Origin of the sequence: Rhodoferax sp., assembly GCF_023700745.1 — a bacterium.
Taxonomy (GTDB): domain Bacteria; phylum Pseudomonadota; class Gammaproteobacteria; order Burkholderiales; family Burkholderiaceae_C; genus Rhodoferax.
Genome location: NZ_JAMPYG010000003.1, coordinates 24,967 through 50,046, shown reverse-complemented (window position 1 = coordinate 50,046; position 25,080 = coordinate 24,967). Strand labels below are relative to the sequence as shown.

Sequence of the window (25,080 nt, the reverse complement as noted above, 5' to 3'; positions counted from 1 at the left end):
GCTTACTCGATGGTCAGGCGTTGCGCGCCGCTCATGGCCTGCTTCTTGGGCAGCGTGAGTGTCAGCACACCGTTGTCGTATTTGGCCTTGGCCTGGGTCTGGTCAATGTCAGACGCCAGCTGGAAGCTGCGCGACACGGCCCCGTAATAACGCTCGCTGCGCAGCATTTTTTCATCCTGGCTGGTGCTGTCCTGCTGCTTGACTTCGGCGCGCAGGCTCACCACATTGCCTTCCACCGCCACTTGGATGTCCTCTTTGGGCACACCCGGAATTTCGGCTTGCACGGTGTAGGCGTCGCCGCTCTCTTTCACATCCACCTTGATCTGAGCTGGCGTCGGCAGGGCATCGCCATGCAGGGGTTTGATGTAAAAACCAGGTGCCACATCGCGGAAAAAGTCGTCAAACAGGCCGCCGCGCGTCATCAGTGCATTCATGAGATTCTCCTTCTTCAACAGTGTCTTGGATGAGCGGCCCGCAGTCCCCATGACCACGAACCTCCATTGTTGAAGATGGGGTTGGCGCGACCCTTTTCAAGGGTTTTTTGACGCTTGTGGGCAGCGTCGCGCGCCGCACTTATTGGCCGTTGATGGCCAGCAACTCGACCTCGAACAGCAGCGTCGCGTTGGGCGGAATCACGCCGCCAGCACCGCGCGAACCATAGGCGATCGACGCCGGGCAGGTCAGCTTGGCCTTGCCGCCGACCTTCATGCGCTGCACGCCTTCGGTCCAGCAGGGGATGACCTTGTCCAGCGGGAATTCAATCGCCTTGTTGCGCTTGTACGAACTGTCGAATTCCTTGCCGTCCGGGAAGGTGCCACGGTAGTTGACCTTGACCGTGTCACTGGCCCTGGGGCTGGCACCGGTGCCGTCCTTGACCGACTTGTAGACCAGGCCGCTGGCGGTGACCACCGCGCCGGCTTCCTTGGCCGAGGCCGCCAGGGTGGCATCGGCGGCATAAGTCGCCGATGCAAAAGACAGGACCGCGGTCAGAAGGGAGAGGGGAAGAAGTGTTTTCATAAGGAATACGCAAGCTGGTATGCTGAGATGCCCTGCCTTTGTGGAGGCCCGCCCTCAGGCCGAAGGCTGTTAGGGGACATTCGCAGCGAGGGCGCCGCTCCCACAGGGCGCTGGCCTCGCAAGGCACCGCGCCTGAGGATTGTGTTTGAAGCTGGGGTTATACCAGCAACGCATTCACGCGTTTGACATAGGCCGCCGGGTCAGCCGGCAGACCCCCTTCGGCCAGCAGGGCCTGGTCGAACAAAATGTGCGCCAGGTCGTTGAAGTGCACCGAGCCGTCGAGTTTTTTCACCAGCGCGTGCTCGGCATTGACTTCCAGCACCGGCTTCACGTCGGGTGCGGCCTGGCCGGCCTGCTTGAGCATGCGGGCGAGCTGCGTGCTCATGCCGTGGTCCTGTACTACCAGGCAGGCGGGCGAGTCGACCAGGCGGGTGGTCACGCGCACGTCTTCGGCCTTGTCCTTGAGCGCTTCTTTCAGCTTGGCCAGCAGCGGCTTGAAGGCTTCTGCGGCTTCTTCTGCGGCTTTCTTCTCGGTTTCGTCCTGCAGCTTGCCCAAGTCGACCGCACCCTTAGCCACGCTTTGCAGCGGCGTGCCGTCAAAGTCTTGCAGATAGTTCAGCGCCCATTCGTCGACACGGTCGGTCATCAGCAGCACTTCGATGCCTTTTTTCTTGAAGACTTCCAGCTGCGGGCTGTTCTTGGCGGCGGCTGCGTTGTCGGCAGTGATGTAGTAGATGGCCTCCTGGCCTTCTTTCATGCGCGCCTTGTAGTCGGCAAATGAGACGCTTGCCGTGTCGGTGGTGCTGCTGGCGAAACGCAGCAGTTTGGCGATGCGGTCTTTGTTGGCGTAGTCCTCTCCCAGACCTTCCTTGAGCACGGCGCCAAATTCGTTGTAGAACTTGGTGTACTTGCCGGCGTTGGCTTGCGCCTCCGCCTTATCTTCTGCACTGACGACATCGGTCACGCCCTCCGTCGGGGCAGCGGCTTCCGGCAGCTTGTCGTGTTTGGCCAGATCTTCGAGCATGCCCAGCACGCGCTTGGTGCAGCCTTCGCGGATGGCCTTGACGTCGCGGCTTTCCTGCAGCAATTCGCGGCTCACGTTGAGCGGCAGGTCTGATGAGTCGACCACGCCTTTGACAAAACGCAGGTAGGTGGGCAGCAACGCTTCGGCGTCGTCCATGATGAAGACGCGTTTCACATAGAGCTTGACGCCCGCTGATTTTTCGCGGTTGTACAGATCGAATGGTGCCTTGCCAGGGATGTACAGTAGCTGGGTGTATTCGGTGCTGCCTTCGACGCGGTTGTGGGTGTGGGCCAACGGGGCCTCGAAGTCGTGGCTGATCTGTTTGTAAAACTCGTTGTACTCGTCCTGGGAGATGTCTTTTTTGGCGCGCGACCAGATGGCGTTGGCCTTGTTGACGGTTTCCCATTCACCGGTCTTGACCATGGCACCGGGCTGGCGGCCACCGTTTTCGTCGCTCGGGTTGATGAGTTCGCCGTCTTTCCACTCTTCCTTTTCCATCATGATGGGCAGGCTGATGTGGTCAGAGTATTTGTTGATGATGCCCTTGACTTTCCAGGCGCTGCAATAGTCCAGGGCGTCGTCGCGCAGGTGCAGAATCACGCTGGTGCCGCGCTCGGGGCGGGTGATGTTTTCCACCTCGAAGTCGCCGGCGCCACCGCTGATCCAGCGCACGCCTTCCTCGGTTTTCATGCCGGCACGACGCGACTCCACCGTGATCTTGTCGGCCACGATGAAGCCGCTGTAAAAGCCCACGCCAAACTGGCCGATCAGCTGCGAGTCGGCTTTTTGGTCGCCGGAAAGCTTTGACACAAAGTCCTTGGTGCCGCTCTTGGCAATGGTGCCCAGGTGGTCAATGGCTTCCTGGGTGCTCATGCCGATGCCGTTGTCGGTGATGGTCAGCGTTTTGGCATCTTTGTCGAAAGTGACCTTGACCTTGAGCTCGCTGTCGTTCTCGTACAGGCCAGCGTCGTTGATGGCTTCAAAGCGCAGCTTGTCGCAGGCATCCGACGCGTTGCTGATGAGTTCGCGCAGGAAAATTTCCTTGTTGGAGTACAGCGAGTGGGTCACCAAATGCAGCAGTTGCGCGACTTCGGCCTGGAAGGAAAGGGTTTGTTTGGTCATGGGAGGTGCTTGGTTTCGAAAAAAAGTTTCACTGCCTGACAGCTTCAGGCATGCTTAGAACCAGCTAGATAAGGTCGATGGCTGGCGTTTCAAGAGGGGCACAAAAAATCAGCGTGAGAGCCAAGCCAGCACTTGTTGCGCGACCGCCGGGCTGCTGAGCAGGGCCAGGTGGCTGGTGCGGTAGGCCAGGTATTGGTGATCGGCGGCAAAGTGCAGACAGCGCTTGGGGTCGTCATGCTGGCCCAACGCGCTGTGCAGCGGCACCAGGCCGTCGCCCAGCAAGCGGTCGGCTACCCGGCTGCGTTTGGCAGCGGTGGTTGCTGCCACGGTAAAGCAGGCGACACCCACGGGCAGTGGCAGGTGGACGCGGCTGTCCGGCTTGCGTCGGAAGCGGTCATGGCCTTGCCAATCGGCATCCAGTACATGGCCATAACGCAGGTCGGTGATGCCAGCGCTGCGCAACTGGCCGAGCTTGGCAAACGGGCGGCTGTAGGGCGTGCTGCCCAGGATCACATCCACCCAGTTGCCGGCGCGCTCCAGCGGCGAGCCGTGGTGCGGGGTGCCCAGGAAGACGATGTTTTTGAGCAGGCCCGGCCAATGCATGCCCGCTTGGCTGGCGGCAAACAGTGCGCTGCGCGCGACCAGTCCGCCCATGCTGTGCGCCAGCACGCTGAGCTCGGTCACGGGCACCGGCCAGCCGTGCACCAGGTCGTCCAGCTGCTGCGCCAGCAAGTGGCCGTTTTCCGAAACATGGAGGCCGGAGTTGTAGCGCACATAAACCGGGGTGTAGCCCAGGGCGGCACCCAGGGTTTCAGCGTGGTTGACGGGCAGACCGGCATGCTGGCTGGTCCATTGCCGATCGTTCATGCACAGGCCGTGAATGACGATCAACACCTTGCCCGTGACTTCTGTGGTTGTGAGTGGTTCCGCACGGGTCAGCATCTTGTTGTTACAACGCAGCGTCATGGGTGTCGCTAGCGGATTGGCATGGGCCTGCAAGCGGTCGCCCATGACACCGTTGAGGGCAGCCAGCACGGCCGCGCGTTCCAGTGATTCCGCGCCCTGGTTGTCGATGCGCTGCAACAGGGGCTCGAGCCGGGTCAGCGCCGCGGCCATGCCATTGCCAACCTGCTGCGTCACCCCGGTGATGCTTTGGTAAATCAGCCCGGTCAGGCCGCGTGCCCGGCCTGGCGCGGCACCGCTGGGGGCGCCCAGTGTGCGCCAGACCGACTGGTGCACGCCTTCTGCCATGCGGGTCACGGCCTTGGTGGCGTCGGTGGCGAGCAGGGCGACGGCGCGCAGGTCGGAGGCGCGCAGGTGTTGGAGCGGATTTCTAGAAGCGCTCATGCGGGGCCAGATAGCGCCATTGGCCTACCGGCAAATTGCCCAGCATCACCTTGCCAATGCGCACGCGCTTCAAGCCCACCACCTTCAGGCCCACCTGTTCGCACATGCGGCGAATCTGGCGTTTTTTGCCCTCGGTCAGGACAAAGCGCAGTTGCTCGGGGTTTTGCCATTCGACCTTGGCGTGCTGCAAGGGCTGCCCGTCCAGGCTCAGGCCATGGCGCAGCAGCGCCAGCTTGTCGGCGGGGAAAACCGACTGCACGTCCTGGCTCACCGGATCGTCGTCGTCAATGCGGCTGAGCTGGGTGACCTGGCCGGGTTGCGCCGGCCTTGCTTTCGCGCCAGGCGCGGCGGCATAGGTGGCTGCTGCCGAGTTGGCCGCTGCCGCATTGAGCACGCCGGTGTACATCACGCGCACCAGGTATTCCTTTTCCATCACCGCATCCTCGCCGATCAGCTGGCGTGCCACCCGGCCGTCCTGCGTCAATACCAGCAGACCGGTCGAATCAATGTCGAGCCGTCCGGCGGGCACCAGGCTTTTGAGCTGGCTGGGGTGAAAGAAAAAGCGCGCGTTGTCCTCGGCCCAGCGGTTCTGCGGTTGCACCAGCGTGATGGCGGGCTCGTGGCCGTCTTCGGCCTGGCCGCTGACCAGGCCGAGCGGTTTGTTGATCAGCACCGTGACCTGCTTCGCCTGCGCGCCGGTGGCCTGTTTGTCGATCTCGATGCGCACATCGGGTTTCACCTGCATGCCCATCTCGGCGACCCGGCCATTGACCTTGACCCAGCCCTTGCCAATCCATTCGTCAGCCTCGCGGCGCGACGCCAGGCCGAGCTCGGCCATGCGTTTGTTCAGACGCAGCGTGCCGTTGGCGCCATGGGCAGCTGTGTTGCTTTGTCCGGCAGGAATCGGGGCCTTGGTAGCTGGTGGCGCGGCGCGGCGGAAAACGGGAGGGGTCTGTGGGGTAGTCATCTCAAATTTGGTGGTCAAAATGGTTGGCTTGTTAAATTAAAAAAACCCTTAGCGCACCAAGCGGCGCAGCAAGAATGACAGCAAATCTCGGCGTGTATCGACAACAAGGTGGACGTAAATGGTGTCTTGGCGCACCTCGTAGATGATTCGGTTCTGGCCACTGAGCACTTGGCGGTATTGCGTCAGGTTGAGCGTTTGAAGTTCATCCGGGACAGAGCCCAACAGCGGGAAACTGGCTAAATTTCGAATACTGGCTTTGATTTGTTTGAAAGTCTTTTGCCATGTGGCTACAGAAAAATCTTTGACGATGTAAGCGCGCAAGTCTTGCAAATCCAGCTCCGCCGACGCCAGGATGACGATTTTCATTTGGGGTCAAGTTGCGCGATGCTGGCAAAAACGTCTTCGGCATCCCGAAATCGGCCCTGTTCAATGTCACGCTGGCCTATGGCCAGAAGCTTCAGCAGCGCAAGGGTGTCCTCATGCGCTTGGTAGCTCTTAACGTCCATCACCACCAGCGTGGCTGTGCCATTTTGAGTGATGATCATCGGCTCGCGACTTTCGTTCAGCTCCGTGACGATTTGCGCGGCGTGACTCTTAAGGTAGCTGATGGGTTTGATGTGCGTGTGCAGTTTCATATGGCGAGAGAGTGAGCCTGATTGAGTCCGATTTTAGACTGAATTCGGTCTTATAAGAGCGTGAATCGCTTCGACTGACGGGGCTCCAAGCGACAGGGATAGGAACTATTTCACATTAAAAATGATTGGACCGCAAAGCCTGCAGGTTGGTGACGCGCAGGCCACCGTATTCGACCCGGATGGCTTCTTCGGCAGCCAGAATTGTCAGGGCCTCGTTGACGCGCTGGCGCGACAGGCCCACCAGGTAAGCCAGCTCCTGTTGGGTGATGCGCAGCACGGTGCCCAGACCGGGGTAGAGCACCGGGTTGAAGAGGGCGGCCAGGCTGCGTGCCACGCGGATGTTGGGGTTGGTCATGCGGTCAATTTCGCGCGCCGCAATAAATTGCCCGAGGCGCTCGTTGAGCTGGTTCATGACAAAGCGGTTGAAGCCAATCGAGTGGTCGAGCAGCCAGTGGAAGGTGTCCACATGCAGGCCCGCCACCAGGCTTTTGCGCAGCGCCTGGATGTTGTAGCGGTAGCTTTCGCGCTTGAGCGCGGTGCCTTCGCCAAACCAGCCACCGGGCGGGATGCCGGTGAAAGTCATGGTCTGACCGTCAGCGTTGTCGGTGCTCATTTTCAACAGACCATCAACCACACCAAACCAGTAGGTGACAGGGCGACCGGTGCGGCAGACAAAATCGCCCGCGCCGGCATCGGTGATCTTGAGGTCTTCCACCGCGCGCTCCCGCTCTGCCGCCGAGAGTAATTTGAGCCACGGAATCACGTCCAGCTCATCCGCCGTCAAGGGGCGGCGGCGCTGAAACAAAGAAGCATCAATTTTCATTTTGGAAGACCTGATTGAGAAAATTTGTGTTAAGCGTGCAGGGAAAACACCTACGTATAAATGCTTGAATTGTCGTCCAAACGACAACTTGACGTCAAATCGGGTTTTATGATTCGCCCACTCCAGCAGCTTGGGGCCATGCCCGGGCTGTGATGACTCAGAGACAAGGTGTTGAGATGCAAACGACGTTTCCCCGATTACTGCTAGATCACGCCGCCCAGCGCCCCAGGGATGCGGCCATGCGCGAAAAAGAATACGGTATCTGGCAAGCCATCACCTGGGGTGACATGGCCACGCTGGTGGCGCACCTGGCCTGCGGCCTGCACCAGGCCGGCTTGCGCCAGCATGACCACATGGTGGTGATTGGCGCCAATCGGCCCCGCCTCTATGCCACCATGCTGGCGGTGCAGGCGCTGGGTGCGGTGCCGATTGCGCTGTACCAGGATGCGGCGGCACCCGAATGTGTTTTCCCTTTCAACAATGCCGATGTGTGCTTTGCTTTTGCCGAAGACCAGGAGCAGGTGGACAAGCTGCTGGAAATCCGTGACCAGTGCCCGCAGCTGTCCAGCATCTATTTTGACGATCCGCGGGGTCTGCGCAATTACGACGAGCCGGGTCTGCAGTCGCTCGACGCACTGATTGCCGCGGGCGCAAGCTTTGCCGCACAGAACCCGGATTTTTTCAAGTCTGCCGTTGACCAGGTCAAGCCCGACGACGTGGCCGCCATGTTTTTCACCTCCGGCACCACGGGCAACCCCAAGGGCGTGGTGCATACGCATGACACCTTGCTCAACCGCGCCCGTGCCGGCGCCGAATTTGACAAGCTGACCCACCTGGAGGACGTGCTGGCCTACCTGCCGCCGGCCTGGATCGGGCAAAACATCTTCAGTTATGCGCAGTGGCTGAGCTGTGGCTATGTGGTGAACTGTCCCGAGTCGGCCGCCACAGTCACGATTGATTTGAAAGAAATCGGACCCACCTACTACTTTGCGCCGCCCCGGGTGTTCGAGGGCCTGCTGACCAGCGTGATGATCCGCATGGAAGACGCGGGTGCCATCAAGCGCAAGATGTTCCATTACTTCATGGCGGTGGCCAAGCGCGTGGGGCCAACACTGATGGATGGCAAAAGCGTGTCGTTCACCGACAAGGTGTTGTACGCCATGGGCAATTTCCTGGTGTATGGGCCTTTGCGCAACAACCTGGGCTTTAGCCGGGTGCGCGTGGCCTACACCGCGGGCGAAGCCATTGGCCCGGACCTGTTCAGTTTTTACCGCTCGATCGGCGTCAACCTGAAGCAGCTCTACGGCTCCACAGAGACCGCCGTGTTTGTCTGTCTGCAGCCCGACCACGAAGCGCGCGCCGACACCGTCGGTGTGCCCTGCGCCGGGGTGGAAATCAAGGTGGCGGAGAACGGCGAGATCTTGGTCAAGTCACCGGGTTTGCTCAAGGGCTATTTCAAAAATCCCGAGGCCACGGCCGAAGTGCTCACGGCCGATGGCTGGTACCACACCAGCGACGCCGGCTTTCTGGATGCGCATGGCCACCTCAAGATCATCGACCGCGTCAAGGACGTGGGTCGCATCAAGGGCGGCGCCAACGACGGCGCCATGTTTGCCCCCAAATACGTGGAAAACAAGCTCAAGTTCTTCCAGCACATCAAGGAGGTGGTGGCCTATGGCGACGGCCGCGACAAGGTGTGTGTGATGATCAACATCGACTTCGACGCGGTCGGCAACTGGGCCGAACGGCGCAATCTGCCCTATGCCGGTTACACCGATCTGGCACAGAAACCCGAGGTTTACCAGCTCGTCAAGGAATGCGTCGAAAAAGTGAACGCCGACCTCAGTGTGGACGCCATGCTGGCGGGCAGTCAGGTGAGTCGCTTCCTGGTGCTGCACAAAGAGCTCGATGCCGATGATGGCGAACTGACGCGGACCAACAAGGTGCGCCGGGGCTTCATTGCCGAAAAATACGATGTGCTGGTGGATGCCCTGTACGGCGGCAAAACCTCGCAGTTCATCGAAACCCAGGTCAAGTTCGAAGACGGACGCACGGGCAGCGTCAGCGCCACGCTGCGCATTGACGACGCCAAGACCTTCACTCCCGTCAAGGCCGCAGCATGAGCAAGCAAATTGGTGATGTCATTCTCGACGTCAAAAACATCTCTTTGAGTTTTGGTGGCGTCAAGGCGCTGACCGACATTTCCTTCAACGTGCGTGAGCACGAGGTGCGCGCCATCATCGGCCCCAACGGCGCCGGCAAGAGTTCGATGCTTAACTGCGTCAACGGCGTGTACCGCCCGCAGCAGGGCGCCATCACCTTCAAGGGTCAGACCTTCAGCCACATGGACAGCCATCAGGTGGCAACCATGGGCATTGGCCGTACCTTTCAGAACCTGGCGCTGTTCAAGGGCATGAGCGTGATCGACAACATCATGACCGGGCGCAACCTGCGCATCAGGAGCAACCTGTTCCTGCAGGCGCTGCGCATCGGTCCGGCCCAGCGCGAAGAAGAACAACACCGCGAATTTGTCGAGCACATCATTGACTTCCTGGAAATCCAGGCGTTCCGTAAAACCCCGGTGGGCCAGCTCCCCTACGGCCTGCAAAAACGCGTGGACCTGGGCCGTGCCCTGGCCATGGAGCCGCAATTGCTGCTGCTTGACGAGCCCATGGCCGGCATGAACGTGGAAGAAAAACAGGACATGAGCCGCTTTGTGCTGGACGTGAACGAAGAATTCGGCACCACCATTGTGCTGATCGAACACGACATGGGCGTGGTGATGGACATCAGCGACCGGGTGGTGGTGCTGGACTACGGCAGGAAGATCGGCGACGGCACCCCGGACGAGGTGCGCACCAACGAAGAAGTGATCAGCGCTTATTTGGGAACGGGTCATTGAAACTTTGCGGGACAGACCAAGATTTGCGCAGCAAATTTGCTCTGTCCTCAACTGACTAGAGGTATATATGGGTTTTTTCCTTGAAACTTTGCTTGGCGGCCTGATGGCCGGCATGCTGTATTCGTTGGTGGCACTGGGCTTTGTGCTGATCTACAAGGCCTCGGGCGTGTTCAACTTTGCGCAGGGCGCCATGGTGCTGTTTGCGGCGCTGGCGATGGCGCGTTTTTCCGAGTGGCTGCCGATGTACACCGGGTTGGACAACAAGTTTGTGATCAATCTGCTGGCCTTCGTCGGTGCCGGGGCGGTGATGTTTGTGGTGGCCTGGCTGATCGAACGCCTGGCACTGCGCCATCTGGTGAACCAGGAAGGCACGACCTTGCTGATGGCGACCCTGGGCATCAGCTATTTTCTGGACGGCATCGGGCAAACGATTTTCGGTAGCGATGTGTATTCCATCGATGTCGGCATGCCCAAGGACCCGGTGATCATGCTGGAGTCGATGTTTCCGGGCGGTATTCTGATCAACAAGGAAGACTTGTACGCCGCGGTGATTGCCGCACTGCTGGTGGGCCTGCTGACGCTGTTTTTCCAGAAGACGGTCACCGGACGAGCCCTGCGCGCGGTGGCCGATGACCATCAGGCAGCCCAAAGCATTGGCATTCCGCTGAACCGTATCTGGGTCATTGTGTGGTGCGTGGCGGGTGTGGTCGCGCTGGTGGCCGGCATGATCTGGGGCAGCAAACTGGGCGTGCAGTTTTCCTTGACCACGGTGGCCTTGCGCGCCTTGCCGGTGGTGATTCTGGGCGGCCTGACCTCGGTGCCCGGAGCCATTGTGGGCGGCTTGATCATCGGTGTCGGCGAAAAATTGTCCGAAGTGTTTCTGGGCCCGTATGTGGGTGGTGGCATCGAGATCTGGTTTGCCTATGTGCTGGCGCTGGTGTTTTTGCTGTTCCGCCCGCAAGGACTGTTCGGCGAGAAGATCATTGACCGAGTCTGAGACCTTGCGGGACAGATCTTTAGCTCTGTCCCCAACCGATTAGATGAATTTGAGGAAGAAGAATGTTTTACAGAGAAAACGGCCAATTCAAAACCACTTACCGGGCTGACCAGCAGATTTTTGCCATCACCCAGGACCGGATGGCGGTGCTGCTCATCATTGCCGCAGCGTTTCTGGTGGTGCCCATGGTCACCAGCGAATACATGTTCCGGGCCATCCTGATTCCGTTTGTCATCATGTCGGTGGCGGCCCTGGGGGTGAATATTCTGGTGGGTTATTGCGGCCAGATCTCGCTGGGTTCCGGGGCCTTCATGGCCGTGGGAGCCTATGCCGCCTTCAACTTCTTTGTTCGGGTTGATGGCATGCCGCTGCTGTTGGCGTTGTTGCTGGGCGGTGTCTGTGCCTCGGCATTTGGTATTTTGTTTGGCTTGCCTAGTTTGCGCGTCAAGGGGCTTTATCTGGCCGTGGCCACGCTGGCGGCGCAGTTTTTCAGCGACTGGATGTTTCTGCGCATCAAGTGGTTCACCAACGACGCACCGTCGGGCTCGGTGTCGGTGTCGGGCTTGCAGGTGCTGGGCATCAAGATCGACAACCCGATCGCCAAGTACCTGTTCTGCCTGTCGATTCTGGTGCTGCTGGCGCTTTTGGCCAAGAATCTGGTGCGCTCGGCCATTGGCCGCGAGTGGATGGCGATTCGCGACATGGACGTCGCCGCTGCCGTGATTGGCATCCGCCCCATGTACGCCAAGCTGACTGCCTTTGCCGTGAGTTCGTTCATCGTCGGCGTGGCTGGCGCCATGTGGGGCTTTATCTACCTGAGCTCGTGGGAGCCTGCTGCGTTTTCGGTCGACCTCTCGTTCAAGCTGCTTTTCATGGTCATCATCGGCGGCATGGGCTCGATCATGGGCAGCTTTTTCGGCGCAGGCTTCATCGTGGTGCTGCCGATCTTCCTGAACCAGTTCCTGCCTGCGCTGGGCGGCTTGGTGGGCATTCCGATTTCGACTGCCATGACCTCCCACGCCGAACTGATCATCTTCGGCGCTCTGATCGTCTGGTTCCTGATTGTCGAACCCCATGGGCTGGCCAAGCTGTGGTCGATCGGCAAGCAGAAGCTGCGGCTGTGGCCTTTCCCTCACTGAACCGAGTTCTTTCGTCGCCCGTGTTTTCCGTTCGTTAATCAAAAGGCATGCAAGTGCCAATACTTTAGGAGACTTTCATGAAAATCCGCAACATCGTCCTGGCCAGTGTCATCGCCGCAGCGGGCGTTTCGGCATTTGCCCAGGCCAAGGAGCAGTTCTTTCCCCTGCTGTCTTACCGCACGGGCGCCTATGCGCCCAACGGCGTGCCATGGGCCAACGGCAAGCAGGATTACCTGAAGATGGTGAACGCGCGCGACGGCGGCATCAATGGTGTCAAGCTCACCTATGAGGAGTGTGAAACCGGCTACGCCACGGACCGCGGCGTCGAGTGCTACGAGCGCCTGAAAAGCAAGCCCGGCGTGGCCCTGTTCGATCCGCAAAGCACCGGCATCACGTTTGCGCTGACCGAAAAGGCGCCCAAGGACAAGATTCCGCTGCTGACGCTGGGCTATGGCCTGTCGGTGTCTCAGGATGGCATGGCATTCAAGTGGAATTTCCCGCTGATGGGCAGCTACTGGAGCGGTGCCGACGTGTTGATCCAGCACATCGGCAAGACGCTCGGCGGCATGGACAAACTCAAGGGCAAAAAGATCACGCTGGTCTACCACGACAGTCCGTTTGGCAAGGAGCCGATTCCGCTGCTGCAGGAGCGCGCCGCGATGCATGGCTTCGACCTGCAATTGCTGCCGGTGACCGCGCCCGGAGTCGACCAGAAAGCCACCTGGCTGCAGGTGCGCCAGGCCCGGCCCGACTTCGTGCTGTTGTGGGGCTGGGGTGTGATGAACTCCACGGCCCTGAAAGAAGCGCAAGCCACCGGTTATCCGCGCGACAAGATGTATGGCGTGTGGTGGGCCGGGGCCGAGCCCGACGTGAAAGACGTGGGTGAAGGCGCCAAGGGCTACCAGGCGCTGGCGCTCAACACCTCGGGCCAGCAACCCAAGGTCATCCAGGACATTCTGAAATATGTGCATGACAAGGGGCAGGGCGCAGGACCGAGGGACGAGGTCGGTTCGGTGCTTTACACCCGCGGCGTGATCATCCAGATGCTGTCGCAGGAAGCCGTGCGTCGGGCCCAGGAACGTTTTGGCAAAGGCAAGGTCATGACCGGCGAGCAGGTTCGCTGGGGTCTGGAAAACCTGGCACTGGATCAGAAGAAGCTCGACGCCCTGGGCTTCAATGGCGTGATGCGGCCGCTCAGCACCTCCTGCGCCGACCACATGGGCTCGACCGCCGTGCGCATCGAGACCTGGGACGGCAAGAAGTGGGGCATTACCTCGGACTACTACGAGGCCGACGGACAGATTCTCAAGCCGATGATCAAGTCTGGTGCGGACAAGTACCTCGCCGACAAGAAGATGACGCGGCGTGAATCGGCCGATTGCCAGTCCTGACATTGGCCGGAACTGGTTGTCATTGCGAGGCGCGTGGCGACGCGGCAATCGCGATGACGGCCTCCCACATCACGGCGACTCATCCGAGTCGCCAACTGAAAAAGTGGCCTGGCTGCTTTTTCAGTTGGCTTAACGCCCGGCACACCGGGAGCAATCAAGTTACGTGGAAACAGCACTATGAGTGAATCAAGAAACATCGTCCTCAACGTCAACGGCATTGAAGTCATCTACAACCACGTCATCCTGGTGCTCAAGGGCGTGTCCCTGAATGTGCCCGAGGGCAGGATCGTGGCGATCCTGGGCGGCAATGGTGCCGGCAAGACGACCACCTTGCGCGCGGTGTCCAACCTGCTCAAAGGCGAGCGCGGTGAGGTTACCAAGGGCTCGATCGAGTTGCGCGGCGAACGCATTGAAAACCTGTCGCCCGCCGATTTGGTGCAGCGTGGTGTGGTGCAGGTGATGGAGGGTCGCCATTGTTTTGCCCACCTCACCATCGAGGAAAACTTGCTCACCGGCAGCTACACGCGCAAGGACAAGGGTGAAATTGCGGCCAACCTGGACAAGGTGTACACCTATTTCCCGCGCCTGAAGACCCGGCGCAGCAGCCAGGCCGCCTATACCTCGGGCGGCGAGCAGCAAATGTGCGCCATCGGCCGCGCCCTCATGACCAACCCCAGCATGGTGCTGCTCGATGAACCGTCCATGGGACTGGCGCCGCAGATCGTGCAGGAGGTTTTCGACATTGTGAAAGACCTCAACACAAAAGAAAAAGTGACCTTTTTGCTGGCCGAACAAAACACCAACATGGCCCTCAAATACGCCGACTACGGCTACATCATGGAGTCAGGTCGGGTCGTGATGGACGGCATTGCCAGTGACCTGGCCAACAACGAAGACGTCAAAGAGTTTTACCTCGGCATGGGTGGCGGCGAGCGCAAGAGCTTCAAGGATGTCAAAAGCTACAAACGCCGCAAACGCTGGCTGGCTTGAATATTGACTTTTCAGGAACACAAATATGAGCGATTATTTTGATACGCTGGAAACGCGTGAGCCAGCCGCGCGCGAAGCGGCTTTGCTGGCGGCCTTGTCGTTGCAGGTGGCGCATGCCAAACTGGCCTCGGTCGCTTTTGCCGAGATTCTCAAGGACGTCAATCCTGCAGAAATCATCAGCCGGGCGGCACTGGCCCGATTGCCGGTGACGCGCAAGCACGAATTGCTGGAGAAGCAAATCGCCAGCCGCAGCCGGGGCGGCAGCGTGTTTGGCGGCTTCAGCACCAGCGCTTTTGGTGTTGACGTGCCGCGTGTATTTGCCAGCCCGGGACCCATCTATGAGCCCGAAGGCACGGCCAAAGACTACTGGCGCATGGCGCGCGCCATTTTTGCCGCCGGCTTTCGCCCCGGTGACCTGATCCACAACAGCTTCAGCTACCACTTTGTACCTGCCGGCTCGATGATGGAAACCGGCGCCCACGCACTGGGCTGCACGGTGTTCCCGGGCGGTACCGGCCAGACCGAACAGCAGGTGCAGGCCATGGCCGAGTTGAAACCCGCGGGCTACATTGGCACCCCCAGTTTTTTGAAGATCATCCTGGAAAAAGCCGCCGAAATGGGCGTGGCGCTGCCCAGCCTGACCAAGGCCATGTTTGGCGGCGAGGCTTTTCCGCCCAGCTTGCGTGACTGGTTTAGCGCCCATGGCATTGCCGGTTACCAGTGTTACGCCACGGCCGATCTGGGCTCCATCGCTTACGAGACCTCGGCGCGCGAGGGCCTGGTGGCGGATGAGGGCGTACTGCTTGAAATTGTGCGGCCCGGCACCGGCGACCCGGTGGCCGAGGGCGAAGTGGGCGAGGTGGTGGTGACCACGCTCAACCCGACCTACCCGTTGATCCGCTTTGGCACGGGCGACCTGTCGGCGGTGTTGCCTGGGACTTGCCCGACCGGGCGCACCAATGTGCGCATCAAGGGCTGGATGGGCCGCGCCGACCAGACCACCAAGATCCGCGGCATGTTCGTGCACCCCGGGCAGGTGGACACCATTGCCAAGCGCTTCCCCGAGATCACCAAGGCCCGCCTGGTGGTGAGCGGCGAAATGGCCAACGACCAGATGACGCTCAAGGTGGAAACCGCTTGCAGCGGCCCCGATGGCCTGGCCGCTAAAGTGATGGAAGCGATTCGCGACGTGACCAAGCTGCGCGGCCAGGTCGAAGTGGTGTTGCCGGGCTCGCTGCCCAACGACGGCAAGGTGATCGAGGACGCGCGCAGTTACCAGTAATCAGACGCCCCAGGTAATGGCCTCGTCTTCTTTGAGGCACTGCCTGATCATGTCCATCAAGGGCAGCGTGCGCTGGCGCAGACCGATGGCATCAAAACGGGGTGGCGGCAGGTTTTCAGCCAGGGCTTGGGCGATGGCTTCCTTTTGCTGCGCCTCTTCCTGCAGCACCGCGTTTTTGAGCGCCTCAAGCGCTTGCGGCATCTGCTCGGGCAACAAAATGCCCTTGACGCTAGGCTCCGCGGCCGTGTGTTTGCCAATGATCTCCAGCAGCCGCTGGCCGTTGGCTTGCAACATAATCACATCCCCGGTCACTTTGGATTTGAACTTGTAAAGCATGCGTTTCCTTGCTGTGGTGATTCATCTCAAAGGACTCATGTTAGTCCCTGGCCTGCTGCTGGCCTTGTTGCTCACCGGCTGTGCCGATGCGCGCTATTACGCGCAGTCGGTCAGCGGTCACCTGCAACTGATGCAGGCGGCGCGCCCCATTGACGACTGGCTGGCAGATGCCGCAACGCCGGCGGCCGTGAAACAGCGTCTGGTGCTGGCCCGGGACATGCGTCATTTTGCGGTGACTGAACTGCACTTGCCCGACAACGCCAGCTACCAGCGCTACGCCGACCTGCACCGCCGCCATGTGGTGTGGAACGTGGTGGCGGCGCCCGAGTTCTCCCTGACGCTGAAAACCTGGTGCTTCCCGGTGGCCGGCTGCGTGGGCTACCGGGGCTATTTCTCGGAGGCCGACGCCCAGGCCGAGGCGCAAGCGCAGCGCGCAGCAGGTCTGGAGGCCAGTGTTTATGGCGTGCCCGCCTACTCCACGCTGGGCTGGATGAACTGGCTGGGCGGTGACCCGCTGCTCAACACCTTCATCCACTATCCCGATGGTGAGGTCGCGCGTTTGCTGTTCCACGAGTTGTCGCACCAGGTGGTGTATGTGCCTGACGACACGGTATTCAACGAATCCTTTGCCACGGCGGTGGAGCGCCTGGGTGGCCACCTCTGGCTGGCGCAGCACGCCAGCCCGCAGGCGCGTCAGGCCTATGCCGATTTCGATGTGCGACGCCAGCAATTCAGGGCCTTGACGCGCAGCACCCGCGACCGGCTGCAGCAGATTTACACCGCCGATGGCCTGCTGCCACAGGGTGAAAAAAGCCAGGCAGCCATGAAAAATGCGGCCATGCAGGACTTCAAGGCAGCCTATGCCGAACTCAAGGGGCGTTGGGGCGGCTACAGCGGCTACGATGCTTGGGTGGCGCAGGCCAACAATGCCGCTTTTGGGGCCCAGGCGGCTTACGACGAGCTGGTGCCCGGCTTCGAGGCGCTGTTCGTGCGCGAAGGGCGTGACTGGCCCGCGTTTTATGATGCAGTCAGGCAACTCGCCAAACGCGCCAAGAACGAGCGGACGCAACAACTGAAACAATGGGCAGCGGAACTTTGAGGGAGGCCCTGTCTTTGTGGGAGGCCCGCCCTCGGGCCGAAGGCTGTTCTGGGGGCATTCGCGGCGAGGGCGCCGCTCCCACAGGGCGCCGCTCCTACTGACGAGGCAATAACGATAACTTTTTACCTGAAGGCAATATGGCTGAACTCAATATCGTTCGCGAACACGCGCTGGGGCTGGCCAAGGCGCGCAAGATCGCTTTTCAGTGGGCGGAACAGGTCGAGCAGGAATTTGCCATGCAGTGCAATTACGCACAGGGCAAGCATGAGGACGAGGTCGAATTTGTGCGCGCTGGTGTCAAGGGCAGTTTGACGGTGACCCAGACGCACTTTGAGTTGCGCGCCCAGCTTGGGTTTTTACTCGGCGCCTTCAAGGGCACGATCGAGGCCGAGATCGTGAAGAACCTGGACGCCTTGCTGACGGCGCCTGAGAAAAAGCACGGCAGAAAAAAAACGCCGTGACGTACCTGCCGATTTCAGCTTAGTGATTCGACGAGGTCAATGTATTGCTGCATGGCCTGCGCACCGGGCGTGCCTTTGAGGGCGTTCCAGGCATCCCATTTGGCGCGCCCCACCATGTCGGTAAAGCCTGGTTTTTTCTCGGCGTTGTCGCCTGCACTGGCTTGCTTGTACAGCGCATACAGTTTGAGCAGTGTCATGTTGTCGGGGCGTTCGCTCAGGTTTTTGGAGTTGGCTACGGCGGCTTCAAATTTGGTTTTCAGGTCAGACATGAAAAATTCTCTAACAGTTAAAAAGATCGTGTATCAGGGGTTAGCAGGAGTGATCTTAATGGGGGTTTTGATCGCAAAATAGAGGATATTCCCGAAAGAGTTGACATGGTCACACGCCTGCATCGCCCCAGCGCCCGCGCCGCCGCGGCCAATCCGCCCATCACCCCGGTGCATGAACGCATGAGCAAGGTGGACACGGCCTGGCTGCGCATGGACAGCGCCAGCAATTTGATGATGATCATGGGGGTGTGGATCATCAAGCCGGGGGTGAGTTATGCGGCCGCTTGCCAGCGCATCGAAGCGCGGTTGCTGAAATACCCGAGGTTTGGGCAAAAAGTGGTGCAGGATGCCACCGGTGCGAGCTGGGTGACAGACACCGATTTCGACATCAGGCGCCATGTGCTGCGCGAACAACTGCCGCCCTCGGCCTGGACCCATCCGCAACAAGCCCTGCAAGCGCGTCTGGCCGAGCTGGCGCTGCAACCGCTGGACCCGCGTTACCCGCTGTGGGACTTCAGGCTGGTGACGCATTACCAGGGCGGTTCGGCGCTGCTGGTGCGCATTCACCATTGCATCGCCGACGGGCTGGCGCTGATCGCCGTGATCCAGTCGCTGGTCGATGGCGGTACCGAGCCGCCGCAACACCAGGCCAGAACCGCTGCCCTCACGGGCTGGGAGGCGGCTGAAGAATGGTTGGCGCAAACGGTGATCGAGCCGCTGACAGGGGTTACCGTGAAAGCGCTGGCGGCCGCGGGGGACGGTGCTGCGCAGGCCCTGGGTGCCATGGGCGACCCCCAAGCCCTGCTCGACAAGCTGATCATCCAGGGCTTCAGCAAGGGCAAGGCGGGCTCTGCCGACGTGGCCCGGCTGACCTGCCAGGTGCTGCGCGACAGTGCCGCGCTGGCCCTGATGCCCGACGATTCACCCACCCGCCTCAAAGGCACCCCTGGCCACACCAAACGGGTGGCGTGGTGCCAGCCGATCCCGCTCGATGATGTGCGTGCGGTCAGTAAAGCGCTGCATTGCTCGATCAACGACGTGTTGCTGGCCTGCGTGGCCGGCGCCATTGGCGAATACCTCAAGGCGCAGGGTGACTCGGTGGCGGGCAAGGACATTCGCGCCATGGTGCCGGTCAATTTGCGACCGATGGCGCAGGCCTACCAGCTGGGCAACCAGTTTGGTCTGGCGCCGGTCGTGTTGCCGATCGGCCTGGACAACCCGCTGGCACGGGTGTTCGAAGTGCGCCGGCGCATGGCTGAGTTGAAAGGCAGCATGCAGCCGCTGCTGAGTTATGCCCTGCTGGCCATCGCCGGCATGGTGATCAAACCGGCCCAGGATGTCATGCTGAGCCTGTTCTCCAGGAAAACCACGGCCGTGATGACGAACGTGCCCGGGCCGCGCGAAAAACTCCGGTTTTGTGGCGCCACGCTGGAACAAGCGCTGTTTTGGGTGCCGCAGTCGGGTACGGTTGGCCTGGGGGTGTCAATTTTGAGTTACGGCGGTGGCGTGCAATTTGGCATCATCAGCGATACCACGCTGTGCCCCAGCCCGCAGGCCATCATCGACCAGTTTGAGCCCGAGTTTGAAAAGCTGCGCCTGCTGACCCTGATGCTGCCCTGGGGGGATTAGTCTTCAGTCTTCCAGTTCGGCTTTTGCCATTTCGACGTCCAGGCGTTCCATGGCGTCGATGGGTTGGGTGCGTGCGGCCTGCTGGTACAGGCGGGTGGCCTCGTGCACCATGGCATCGCCGTCGAGCATCAGCATGGCGCGGGCGTATTCGACCATGCCGATGGTCGAAGCCATGTTGAACTTGAGCGCCTGCTGAAACAGCGTGAGCCCGGTGGCCTTGTGTGCACCGTAGGCCATGGCGCCAATCAGTTCTCCCACCTTGTCGATCACCTCGGCATGAAAGCTGCCCAGCGCGATATGGGCGTCCGGATGCGTGGGTTGCTCCCGGATGACGTGTTCCAGGTCGGTCTTGACCTTGGTCCCCAGCCCTTGCGCCAGCGCCTTGGCCACGCTGATGCCCTGGCTGTAGCGCCCCAGCGCATAGGCGCGCCAGTAATAGGCGTTGACGTTGTCGGGCTGCTGTTTGATTTGCGACTCGGCGCGCCCGGCCACTTCGACAAACAGGGCGAGCCGGGCGGCTTCCTGCCGTTCGAGGTAAGTGGCGTAAACACAGGCGGCCTTGTTGGCTACGTTCAGGCCGGCCAGCCCCATGCCGAGTCCCAAATGCATCGCCTTGTAAAAATCGCCGTTGTGAAAATAAGCCCAGGCTTGCAGCAAGCCGGGATCATCGGGCAGGGGTTCCAGGTCACCGGCGTGCAATCTGGTCCATTGATTCCTGACACTCGCGGCATCAAAGTTGTAGTCGCCCGCAAAGGGGAAAGTCGTCCACTTGGCCATGGTTGTTTCCTCTGCCCTGTCTTTCTATTTGATCTCCTTATTGTAGGCATCGGAGAGCTTGAGCAGGTGGTCGCGCTGGGCCGGTTCCAGGTAGGGCGCCAGCAGGTTCAGCACATGCTGCGCACCCCGCAGCAGCGCAGCCTGGGCGTTTTGCTCTTCCAGCGCGTTGCGCGGGTCGCGCACGTATTCAAAACTGAGCCAATAAGTCAGCAGCACCACCATGCTGGTGGCCGTGGCGTCGATCTCACGCGCGTCAATTTGCAGTGCGCCGCCCCGGCGCATGCCGTCCAGCAAGGCCTTGACGGAACGGGTCTTGTTTTTCAGGATCGACTGAAAGTGGGTTTCCAGGCGCCGGTTCTTGCTCAGCAGGTCGTTCAGGTCACGGTAGAGGAAACGGTATTGCCAGATCAGCTCAAACAGGGTGTGCATGTAAAACCAGGCGTCTTCGACGTTGCGCACGTCGTCACCCGCACCCAGCAGCTCGTTCAAAGGGGCCTCGAAACGGTCAAACAGCGCGTTGATGAGCTCGTCCTTGGCCGGGTAGTGGTAATACAGGTTGCCGGGGCTGATGTTGAGCTCGGCCGAGATCAGTGTGGTGGACACATTGGGTTCGCCGAAGCGGTTGAACAGCCCCAGCGTGACTTCAAGAATGCGTTCTGCCGTGCGCCGGGGGGCTTTTTTGATCATGCAGGCAGGCTCTCCGGGGGGGCGGCCTGAACCACCTGGTTCAACTTGTTCAGGGTCGTGTGCAGCCTGGTCAGTGCATGGCTGATCCGGCTGGGGTCGCGCCGGGGCCGGCACAGATGACGGCTGCTGTCGTCAAGCACCGCATGGTTGAGTGTGATGCCGTGGTAGCCCAGTTTGGTGCTCAGGCCGGTTTGGCGCGAGCGCAGCAGCTGGCGGGTTTGCTGGTAGGCGTGCTCGGCCAGGTGGCGGCGCTGGCTGTAGCTGAAGGTGTTGGCCAGGTACAGCTCAGGGTCGCGGTGGTCGGGCTCGATCAGCACAATGTCGGTATTGGGGTAGGCCTGCTCGTAGCTCTTGAGCCCAAGCACCAGCCGTGAGTGGATGAGCGAGCGGAAGGTCTGGCTCAGCACCGCGGGCAAACCGCCATCGGCAATGTGCGGAATCGGCTCCGGCGCGACCCAGGGAGGGGCGGTGGCCTCGGTGGTGGCTTGCCGCACCGAGGCGTCAAACGGCACCAGCGGGTTGATGCACAGCATCAGGTCCATGCCCTCGTCGAGCGCAATCGAGGCGTGCATGGTTTTGATCAGGGCGCCATCGACAAAATGCTGGCCGTTGATCTCCACCGGTGGAAACAGGCCCGGCAAGGCGGCACTGGCTTGCACGGCCCGGGAGATGGGCACATGGTCCCAGCCCGGGCGGCCAAACGCGACCGGTTGGCAACTGTCCAGATGGGTGGCTACCAGGGTCAGCCGGCTTTTGAGCTGGCGGAAATCATTGCTGCGGCCGGGTCTGGAAAACAGCCGTTCCAGCTCAACTTCAATTTTGGCATTGGAGAAAATCCCGGTGGGCAGGCTCGGGCTCAGGTGCTCCAGCGCACGCATCAAAGATTTGCGCCCCAGCGTGCCCTGCCAGGTGCCTGCCAACAATAGGCCCGGCAGCAGCAGACTGCGGGCAAAAAACTCGCCAAAGGCGGGCCGCAGCAGCCAGGCCGGGTCAAAGGCTTCGGACTGGTGCTGGCGGTCTTCAATGAACAGTGAAAACAGTTGGTGCGGCGTGACCCCGTTGGCCAAACCCGCCGCAATAAAACTGCCGGCCGATACACCCACGTAATGCTGCAGCCGGTTGAAATCGATGCCATTCAGCGACTCCTGCAGCGCGCACAGGGCACCAATCTCGTAGATGGCACCCAGTGGCCCGCCACCGGCCAGCGCCAGGGCGATCTTGGGTGCGTGGGCTTTGTAGCGCGTCATACCACTGCAGTGTAGGGCGCTTCAGGCCCCGGTTTATTCAGGGTTTACCTGCGCCGGCTGGGCGGCCTGGAGCGCGGCTTTTTTGGCGGCCGGCGCTTTGCGGGCCGGGGTTTTTCTGACCACTGGCTTGGCGACGGGCGCTTTGGCAACGGGCTTGGCCGCTGTTTTGGTGGCGCTGAGTTTTTTCACGCTGGCATTCAGCGCGTCAATGCGGGCAATCAGGGCATCAATGTCATTGGCCGAAGGCACGCCGAGCTTGTTGAGCGCCTTGGCCACGCGCTCTTCAAAAATGTTTTCCAGCTTGTCCCACTGGCCCGAGGCCTTGCTGCTGATGTCGGTGGCCATGCTGGTCATTTTTTGCGTGGCTTCGTTGATTTTTTCTTCGGCCGCAGACTGGGTCTTGCGCTGAAAACTCACGCCTTCTTTCACCAGGGCCTCAAATGCCTTGGTGCCTTCGACCTGCGCCTTGGTAAAAGCACCCAGGCCGGCTTGCCAGATCTGCTGGGCCGAGTCTTTCACCGAGCCAGACAAAATGGACGACTTGTGTGCAGCAGCCTTGGCAGACTTCTTGGTGGCTGACTTGCCGCCAGACTTGGCTGCTGATTTGGCGGTGGGGCTGACTTTTTTGAGCTTGGTAACCATGTTGAACTCCTGGTGGTTAAAAGGTAAATGCTGTTGCACCAAGATCTTCGGTGCATGAGATGAACTTTAAGGAGGATGGCTGCAAATGTGTAGGGGCAGCTTTCTAAAACCAAAGACCGCGTCACAGCGCTCCTCGCGATGACGGTGGGCACGGGTTTACGATGAAGCTTGCGTGCTTCAATTCAGGCAAAAATAGCCCCATTCTTTGGGAGACATCGATGCGTTATTTCGTCACGGGTGCTACCGGGTTCATCGGCAAACGGCTGGTCAGAAAACTGCTGGAGCGCAAGGGCTCGGTGGTGTATTTCCTGGTTCGGCCGGGCAGTGCGGGCAAGATCAAGGCCCTGCGTGAATTCTGGGGCGTCAGCGCGGCGCGCGTCATCCCTGTGACAGGCGACCTGACCAGCAAGAAGCTGGGAATTTCCGCCGCGGACCTCAAGCAACTCAAAGGCCAGATTGACCACTTCTACCACTTGGCGGCCATTTATGACCTGAGTGCCGATGCCGCCAGCCAGATTGTGGTCAACGTGGAGGGCACGCGCAACACCATCGAACTGGCCCGCACCATCGACGCCGGACACTTTCACCATGTGAGCTCGATCGCCGCCGCCGGCCTGTACGAAGGCGTGTTCCGCGAAGACATGTTCAATGAGGCCGAAAACTACGAGCACCCGTATTTCATGACCAAACATGAAAGCGAAAAAATTGTGCGCACCGAATGCCAGCTACCCTGGTCGGTCTATCGCCCGGCGATGGTGGTGGGCGACAGCCAGACCGGTGAAATGGACAAGATCGACGGCCCGTACTATTTCTTCAAGCTGATCCAGCGCATGCGTCAGCTGCTGCCGCCGTGGCTGCCGTCCATCGGCCTGGAGGGCGGGCGCATCAACATCGTGCCGGTCGATTTTGTGGTGGCCGCGCTCAACACCATCAGCCACCAAAAAGGCACGGCCAGCCGCTGTTACCACCTGGTGGACCCGGTGGGCTACCGGGTCGGCGACGTGCTCGACATCTTCAGCAAGGCCGCCCATGCGCCCAAGATGAACCTGTTCATCAACGCCGCGCTGTTTGGCTTTATTCCACGCAATGTCACCAAAGCCCTGATGGCGCTGGCGCCGGTGCGTCGCGTGCGAGCCGCCATCATGAAAGACCTCGGGCTGCCCGAGGAAATGCTCACCTTTGTCAACTACCCGACGCGTTTTGACTGTCGCGACACGCTGGCCGCGCTCAAGGGCACTGGCGTTGAATGCCCCAATTTGCGGGACTACGCCTGGCGCCTGTGGGACTACTGGGAGCGCCACCTCGACCCCGACCTGCACATTGACCGCACCTTGCGCGGCACCGTGGGCGGCAAGGTGGTGCTGGTCACCGGGGGGTCGTCCGGCATCGGCCTGGCTACGGCGCACAAGTTTGCCGAGGCCGGCGCCATCACCCTGATTTGCGGACGCGACCAAAGCAAGCTGGATGAAGCCTGTGCCCAGGCCAAGGCGCGCGGCTACCAGTTTGTGGCTTATGCGGTGGACATTTCCGAGGCCGAACCCTGCGCCAGCTTTGTCGCGCAGGTCACCCAGGACCACGGTGGCGTTGACTTTCTGGTCAACAACGCAGGCCGCTCCATCCGCCGGGCCATCGAGTCCAGTTATGACCGTTTTCACGACTACGAACGCACCATGCAGCTCAACTACTTTGGCAGCCTGCGGGTGACCATGGGTTTCCTGCCCGGCATGGTGGCCAAGCACAAAGGCCATGTCGTCAACATCAGCAGCATCGGCGTGCTCACCAACGCGCCACGCTTCAGCGCCTACGTGGCCAGCAAGGCGGCGCTGGATGCCTGGACGCGCTGTGCCAGCAGCGAGTTTGCCGATCAGGGCGTCAGCTTTACCACCATCAACATGCCGCTGGTGCGCACCCCCATGATCGCGCCCACCGGCCTGTACAACAACGTGCCCACCCTCAGCCCCGAAGAAGCCGCCGACCTGGCCGCCCAGGCCTGCATCTTCAAACCGGTGCGCATCGCCACCCGGCTCGGCATCACCGGCCAGGTTCTCCATGCCCTGCTGCCGCGCGTAGCGCAAATCGCCATGAACACCAGCTTCAGGATGTTCCCCGATTCCACTGCGGCCAAGGGCGCCAAGCCGGGCGACAAGCCCGTCAAACAACAGTTCTCAGCCGAGGCGGTGGCCATGCAGCAGATGATGCGGGGGATTCATTTTTGAGGGCTGCCAGCGCGATGATGTTATGGCTGTCATTGCGAGCGAAGCGCGGCAATGCATGCCTCGTGACTACCTCATGTTGCC

The 25,080-nt window shown here is 60.7% G+C and carries 25 protein-coding genes; 11 read left to right on the top strand and 14 right to left on the bottom strand.

Translation table 11 applies throughout. The features are described 5' to 3' along the window. Positions 1-2: 2 nt before the first annotated feature. The 8 genes from NDJ10_RS04050 to NDJ10_RS04015 all read right to left on the bottom strand — a co-directional run bounded on the left by NDJ10_RS04050 (position 3) and on the right by NDJ10_RS04015 (position 6,935). Positions 3-434: an Hsp20/alpha crystallin family protein gene (locus NDJ10_RS04050; RefSeq protein ID WP_296159876.1), complete on the bottom strand. Its 432-nt coding sequence runs from the start codon at positions 432-434 to the stop codon at positions 3-5. 139 nt (positions 435-573) lie between these two features. Continuing rightward, positions 574-1,017, bottom strand: a complete 444-nt coding sequence (locus tag NDJ10_RS04045; protein WP_296159875.1) for an FKBP-type peptidyl-prolyl cis-trans isomerase — start codon at positions 1,015-1,017, stop codon at positions 574-576. A gap of 157 nt (positions 1,018-1,174) precedes the next feature. After that, on the bottom strand, positions 1,175-3,163 hold the full coding sequence (gene htpG, locus NDJ10_RS04040; protein ID WP_296159874.1) for a molecular chaperone HtpG: 1,989 nt from the start codon (positions 3,161-3,163) through the stop codon (positions 1,175-1,177). A 108-nt stretch (positions 3,164-3,271) separates the two neighbouring features. Further along, a complete protein-coding gene (locus NDJ10_RS04035; protein WP_296159873.1) occupies positions 3,272-4,510 on the bottom strand; it encodes an alpha/beta hydrolase in 1,239 nt (412 codons plus the stop codon). After that, the gene (locus NDJ10_RS04030) at positions 4,497-5,477 is read right to left on the bottom strand and encodes a pseudouridine synthase (protein ID WP_296159872.1); all 981 of its coding nucleotides are present in this window, start codon (positions 5,475-5,477) and stop codon (positions 4,497-4,499) included. The genes NDJ10_RS04035 and NDJ10_RS04030 overlap by 14 nt, the downstream gene beginning before the upstream one ends. A 48-nt stretch (positions 5,478-5,525) precedes the next feature. Further along, on the bottom strand, positions 5,526-5,843 hold the full coding sequence (locus NDJ10_RS04025; RefSeq protein WP_296159870.1) for a type II toxin-antitoxin system RelE/ParE family toxin: 318 nt from the start codon (positions 5,841-5,843) through the stop codon (positions 5,526-5,528). Next, entirely contained in the window at positions 5,840-6,112 is a 273-nt protein-coding gene (locus NDJ10_RS04020) for a type II toxin-antitoxin system Phd/YefM family antitoxin (protein WP_296159869.1), read from the bottom strand. The genes NDJ10_RS04025 and NDJ10_RS04020 overlap by 4 nt, the downstream gene beginning before the upstream one ends. A 115-nt stretch (positions 6,113-6,227) precedes the next feature. Continuing rightward, positions 6,228-6,935, bottom strand: coding sequence for a Crp/Fnr family transcriptional regulator (locus NDJ10_RS04015; RefSeq protein ID WP_296159868.1), 708 nt, complete (start codon positions 6,933-6,935; stop codon positions 6,228-6,230). 176 nt (positions 6,936-7,111) lie between these two features. Here NDJ10_RS04015 and NDJ10_RS04010 point away from each other — a divergent pair, with 176 nt between their 5' ends. The 7 genes from NDJ10_RS04010 to NDJ10_RS03980 all read left to right on the top strand — a co-directional run bounded on the left by NDJ10_RS04010 (position 7,112) and on the right by NDJ10_RS03980 (position 15,636). Beyond that, the gene (locus tag NDJ10_RS04010) at positions 7,112-9,058 is read left to right on the top strand and encodes an AMP-binding protein (RefSeq protein WP_296159867.1); all 1,947 of its coding nucleotides are present in this window, start codon (positions 7,112-7,114) and stop codon (positions 9,056-9,058) included. Continuing rightward, positions 9,055-9,837 (top strand): ABC transporter ATP-binding protein, encoded by a 783-nt coding sequence (locus NDJ10_RS04005; RefSeq protein ID WP_296159866.1) that lies wholly within the window; start codon positions 9,055-9,057, stop codon positions 9,835-9,837. The genes NDJ10_RS04010 and NDJ10_RS04005 overlap by 4 nt, the downstream gene beginning before the upstream one ends. Positions 9,838-9,904: 67 nt before the next feature. Further along, on the top strand, positions 9,905-10,834 hold the full coding sequence (locus NDJ10_RS04000; RefSeq protein WP_296159865.1) for a branched-chain amino acid ABC transporter permease: 930 nt from the start codon (positions 9,905-9,907) through the stop codon (positions 10,832-10,834). 62 nt (positions 10,835-10,896) lie between these two features. Next, on the top strand, positions 10,897-11,973 hold the full coding sequence (locus tag NDJ10_RS03995) for a branched-chain amino acid ABC transporter permease (RefSeq protein ID WP_296159864.1): 1,077 nt from the start codon (positions 10,897-10,899) through the stop codon (positions 11,971-11,973). 77 nt (positions 11,974-12,050) lie between these two features. Next, positions 12,051-13,364: an ABC transporter substrate-binding protein gene (locus tag NDJ10_RS03990; protein WP_296159863.1), complete on the top strand. Its 1,314-nt coding sequence runs from the start codon at positions 12,051-12,053 to the stop codon at positions 13,362-13,364. 177 nt (positions 13,365-13,541) lie between these two features. Continuing rightward, complete coding sequence (locus NDJ10_RS03985) at positions 13,542-14,354, top strand: ABC transporter ATP-binding protein (protein ID WP_296159861.1); 813 nt, start codon at positions 13,542-13,544, stop codon at positions 14,352-14,354. 25 nt (positions 14,355-14,379) lie between these two features. After that, the gene (locus NDJ10_RS03980) at positions 14,380-15,636 is read left to right on the top strand and encodes an AMP-binding protein (protein WP_296159860.1); all 1,257 of its coding nucleotides are present in this window, start codon (positions 14,380-14,382) and stop codon (positions 15,634-15,636) included. Here the strand turns inward: NDJ10_RS03980 and NDJ10_RS03975 are convergent, their stop codons facing one another. After that, positions 15,637-15,972: a DUF1840 domain-containing protein gene (locus NDJ10_RS03975; RefSeq protein WP_296159859.1), complete on the bottom strand. Its 336-nt coding sequence runs from the start codon at positions 15,970-15,972 to the stop codon at positions 15,637-15,639. A 37-nt stretch (positions 15,973-16,009) separates the two neighbouring features. Between NDJ10_RS03975 and NDJ10_RS03970 the strand changes: the two genes are divergently transcribed. After that, entirely contained in the window at positions 16,010-17,071 is a 1,062-nt protein-coding gene (locus NDJ10_RS03970) for an aminopeptidase (protein ID WP_296159858.1), read from the top strand. Between the two features lie 137 nt (positions 17,072-17,208). Next, the gene (locus NDJ10_RS03965) at positions 17,209-17,532 is read left to right on the top strand and encodes a polyhydroxyalkanoic acid system family protein (RefSeq protein WP_296159857.1); all 324 of its coding nucleotides are present in this window, start codon (positions 17,209-17,211) and stop codon (positions 17,530-17,532) included. A 14-nt stretch (positions 17,533-17,546) separates the two neighbouring features. Here the strand turns inward: NDJ10_RS03965 and NDJ10_RS03960 are convergent, their stop codons facing one another. Further along, positions 17,547-17,801 carry an acyl-CoA-binding protein gene (locus NDJ10_RS03960; RefSeq protein WP_296159856.1) on the bottom strand — a complete coding sequence of 85 codons (255 nt, stop codon included), beginning with the start codon at positions 17,799-17,801 and terminating at the stop codon, positions 17,547-17,549. 180 nt (positions 17,802-17,981) lie between these two features. Here NDJ10_RS03960 and NDJ10_RS03955 point away from each other — a divergent pair, with 180 nt between their 5' ends. Further along, positions 17,982-19,430, top strand: coding sequence for a wax ester/triacylglycerol synthase family O-acyltransferase (locus NDJ10_RS03955; RefSeq protein WP_296160115.1), 1,449 nt, complete (start codon positions 17,982-17,984; stop codon positions 19,428-19,430). Positions 19,431-19,433: 3 nt separating this feature from the next. Here NDJ10_RS03955 and NDJ10_RS03950 read toward each other — a convergent pair whose 3' ends face one another. The 4 genes from NDJ10_RS03950 to NDJ10_RS03935 are packed head-to-tail and all read right to left on the bottom strand — an operon-like array spanning position 19,434 to position 22,783. Beyond that, complete coding sequence (locus NDJ10_RS03950) at positions 19,434-20,207, bottom strand: hypothetical protein (protein WP_296159855.1); 774 nt, start codon at positions 20,205-20,207, stop codon at positions 19,434-19,436. 24 nt (positions 20,208-20,231) lie between these two features. Next, positions 20,232-20,894, bottom strand: coding sequence for a TetR/AcrR family transcriptional regulator (locus NDJ10_RS03945; RefSeq protein ID WP_296159853.1), 663 nt, complete (start codon positions 20,892-20,894; stop codon positions 20,232-20,234). Beyond that, positions 20,891-22,141 (bottom strand): patatin-like phospholipase family protein, encoded by a 1,251-nt coding sequence (locus NDJ10_RS03940; RefSeq protein ID WP_296159852.1) that lies wholly within the window; start codon positions 22,139-22,141, stop codon positions 20,891-20,893. Before NDJ10_RS03940 ends, NDJ10_RS03945 begins: the two co-directional genes overlap by 4 nt. A gap of 33 nt (positions 22,142-22,174) precedes the next feature. Then, positions 22,175-22,783, bottom strand: coding sequence for a phasin family protein (locus tag NDJ10_RS03935; protein WP_296159851.1), 609 nt, complete (start codon positions 22,781-22,783; stop codon positions 22,175-22,177). A 218-nt stretch (positions 22,784-23,001) separates the two neighbouring features. Between NDJ10_RS03935 and NDJ10_RS03930 the strand changes: the two genes are divergently transcribed. After that, positions 23,002-24,999, top strand: coding sequence for an SDR family oxidoreductase (locus NDJ10_RS03930; RefSeq protein ID WP_296159850.1), 1,998 nt, complete (start codon positions 23,002-23,004; stop codon positions 24,997-24,999). Positions 25,000-25,080: the final 81 nt, after the last annotated feature.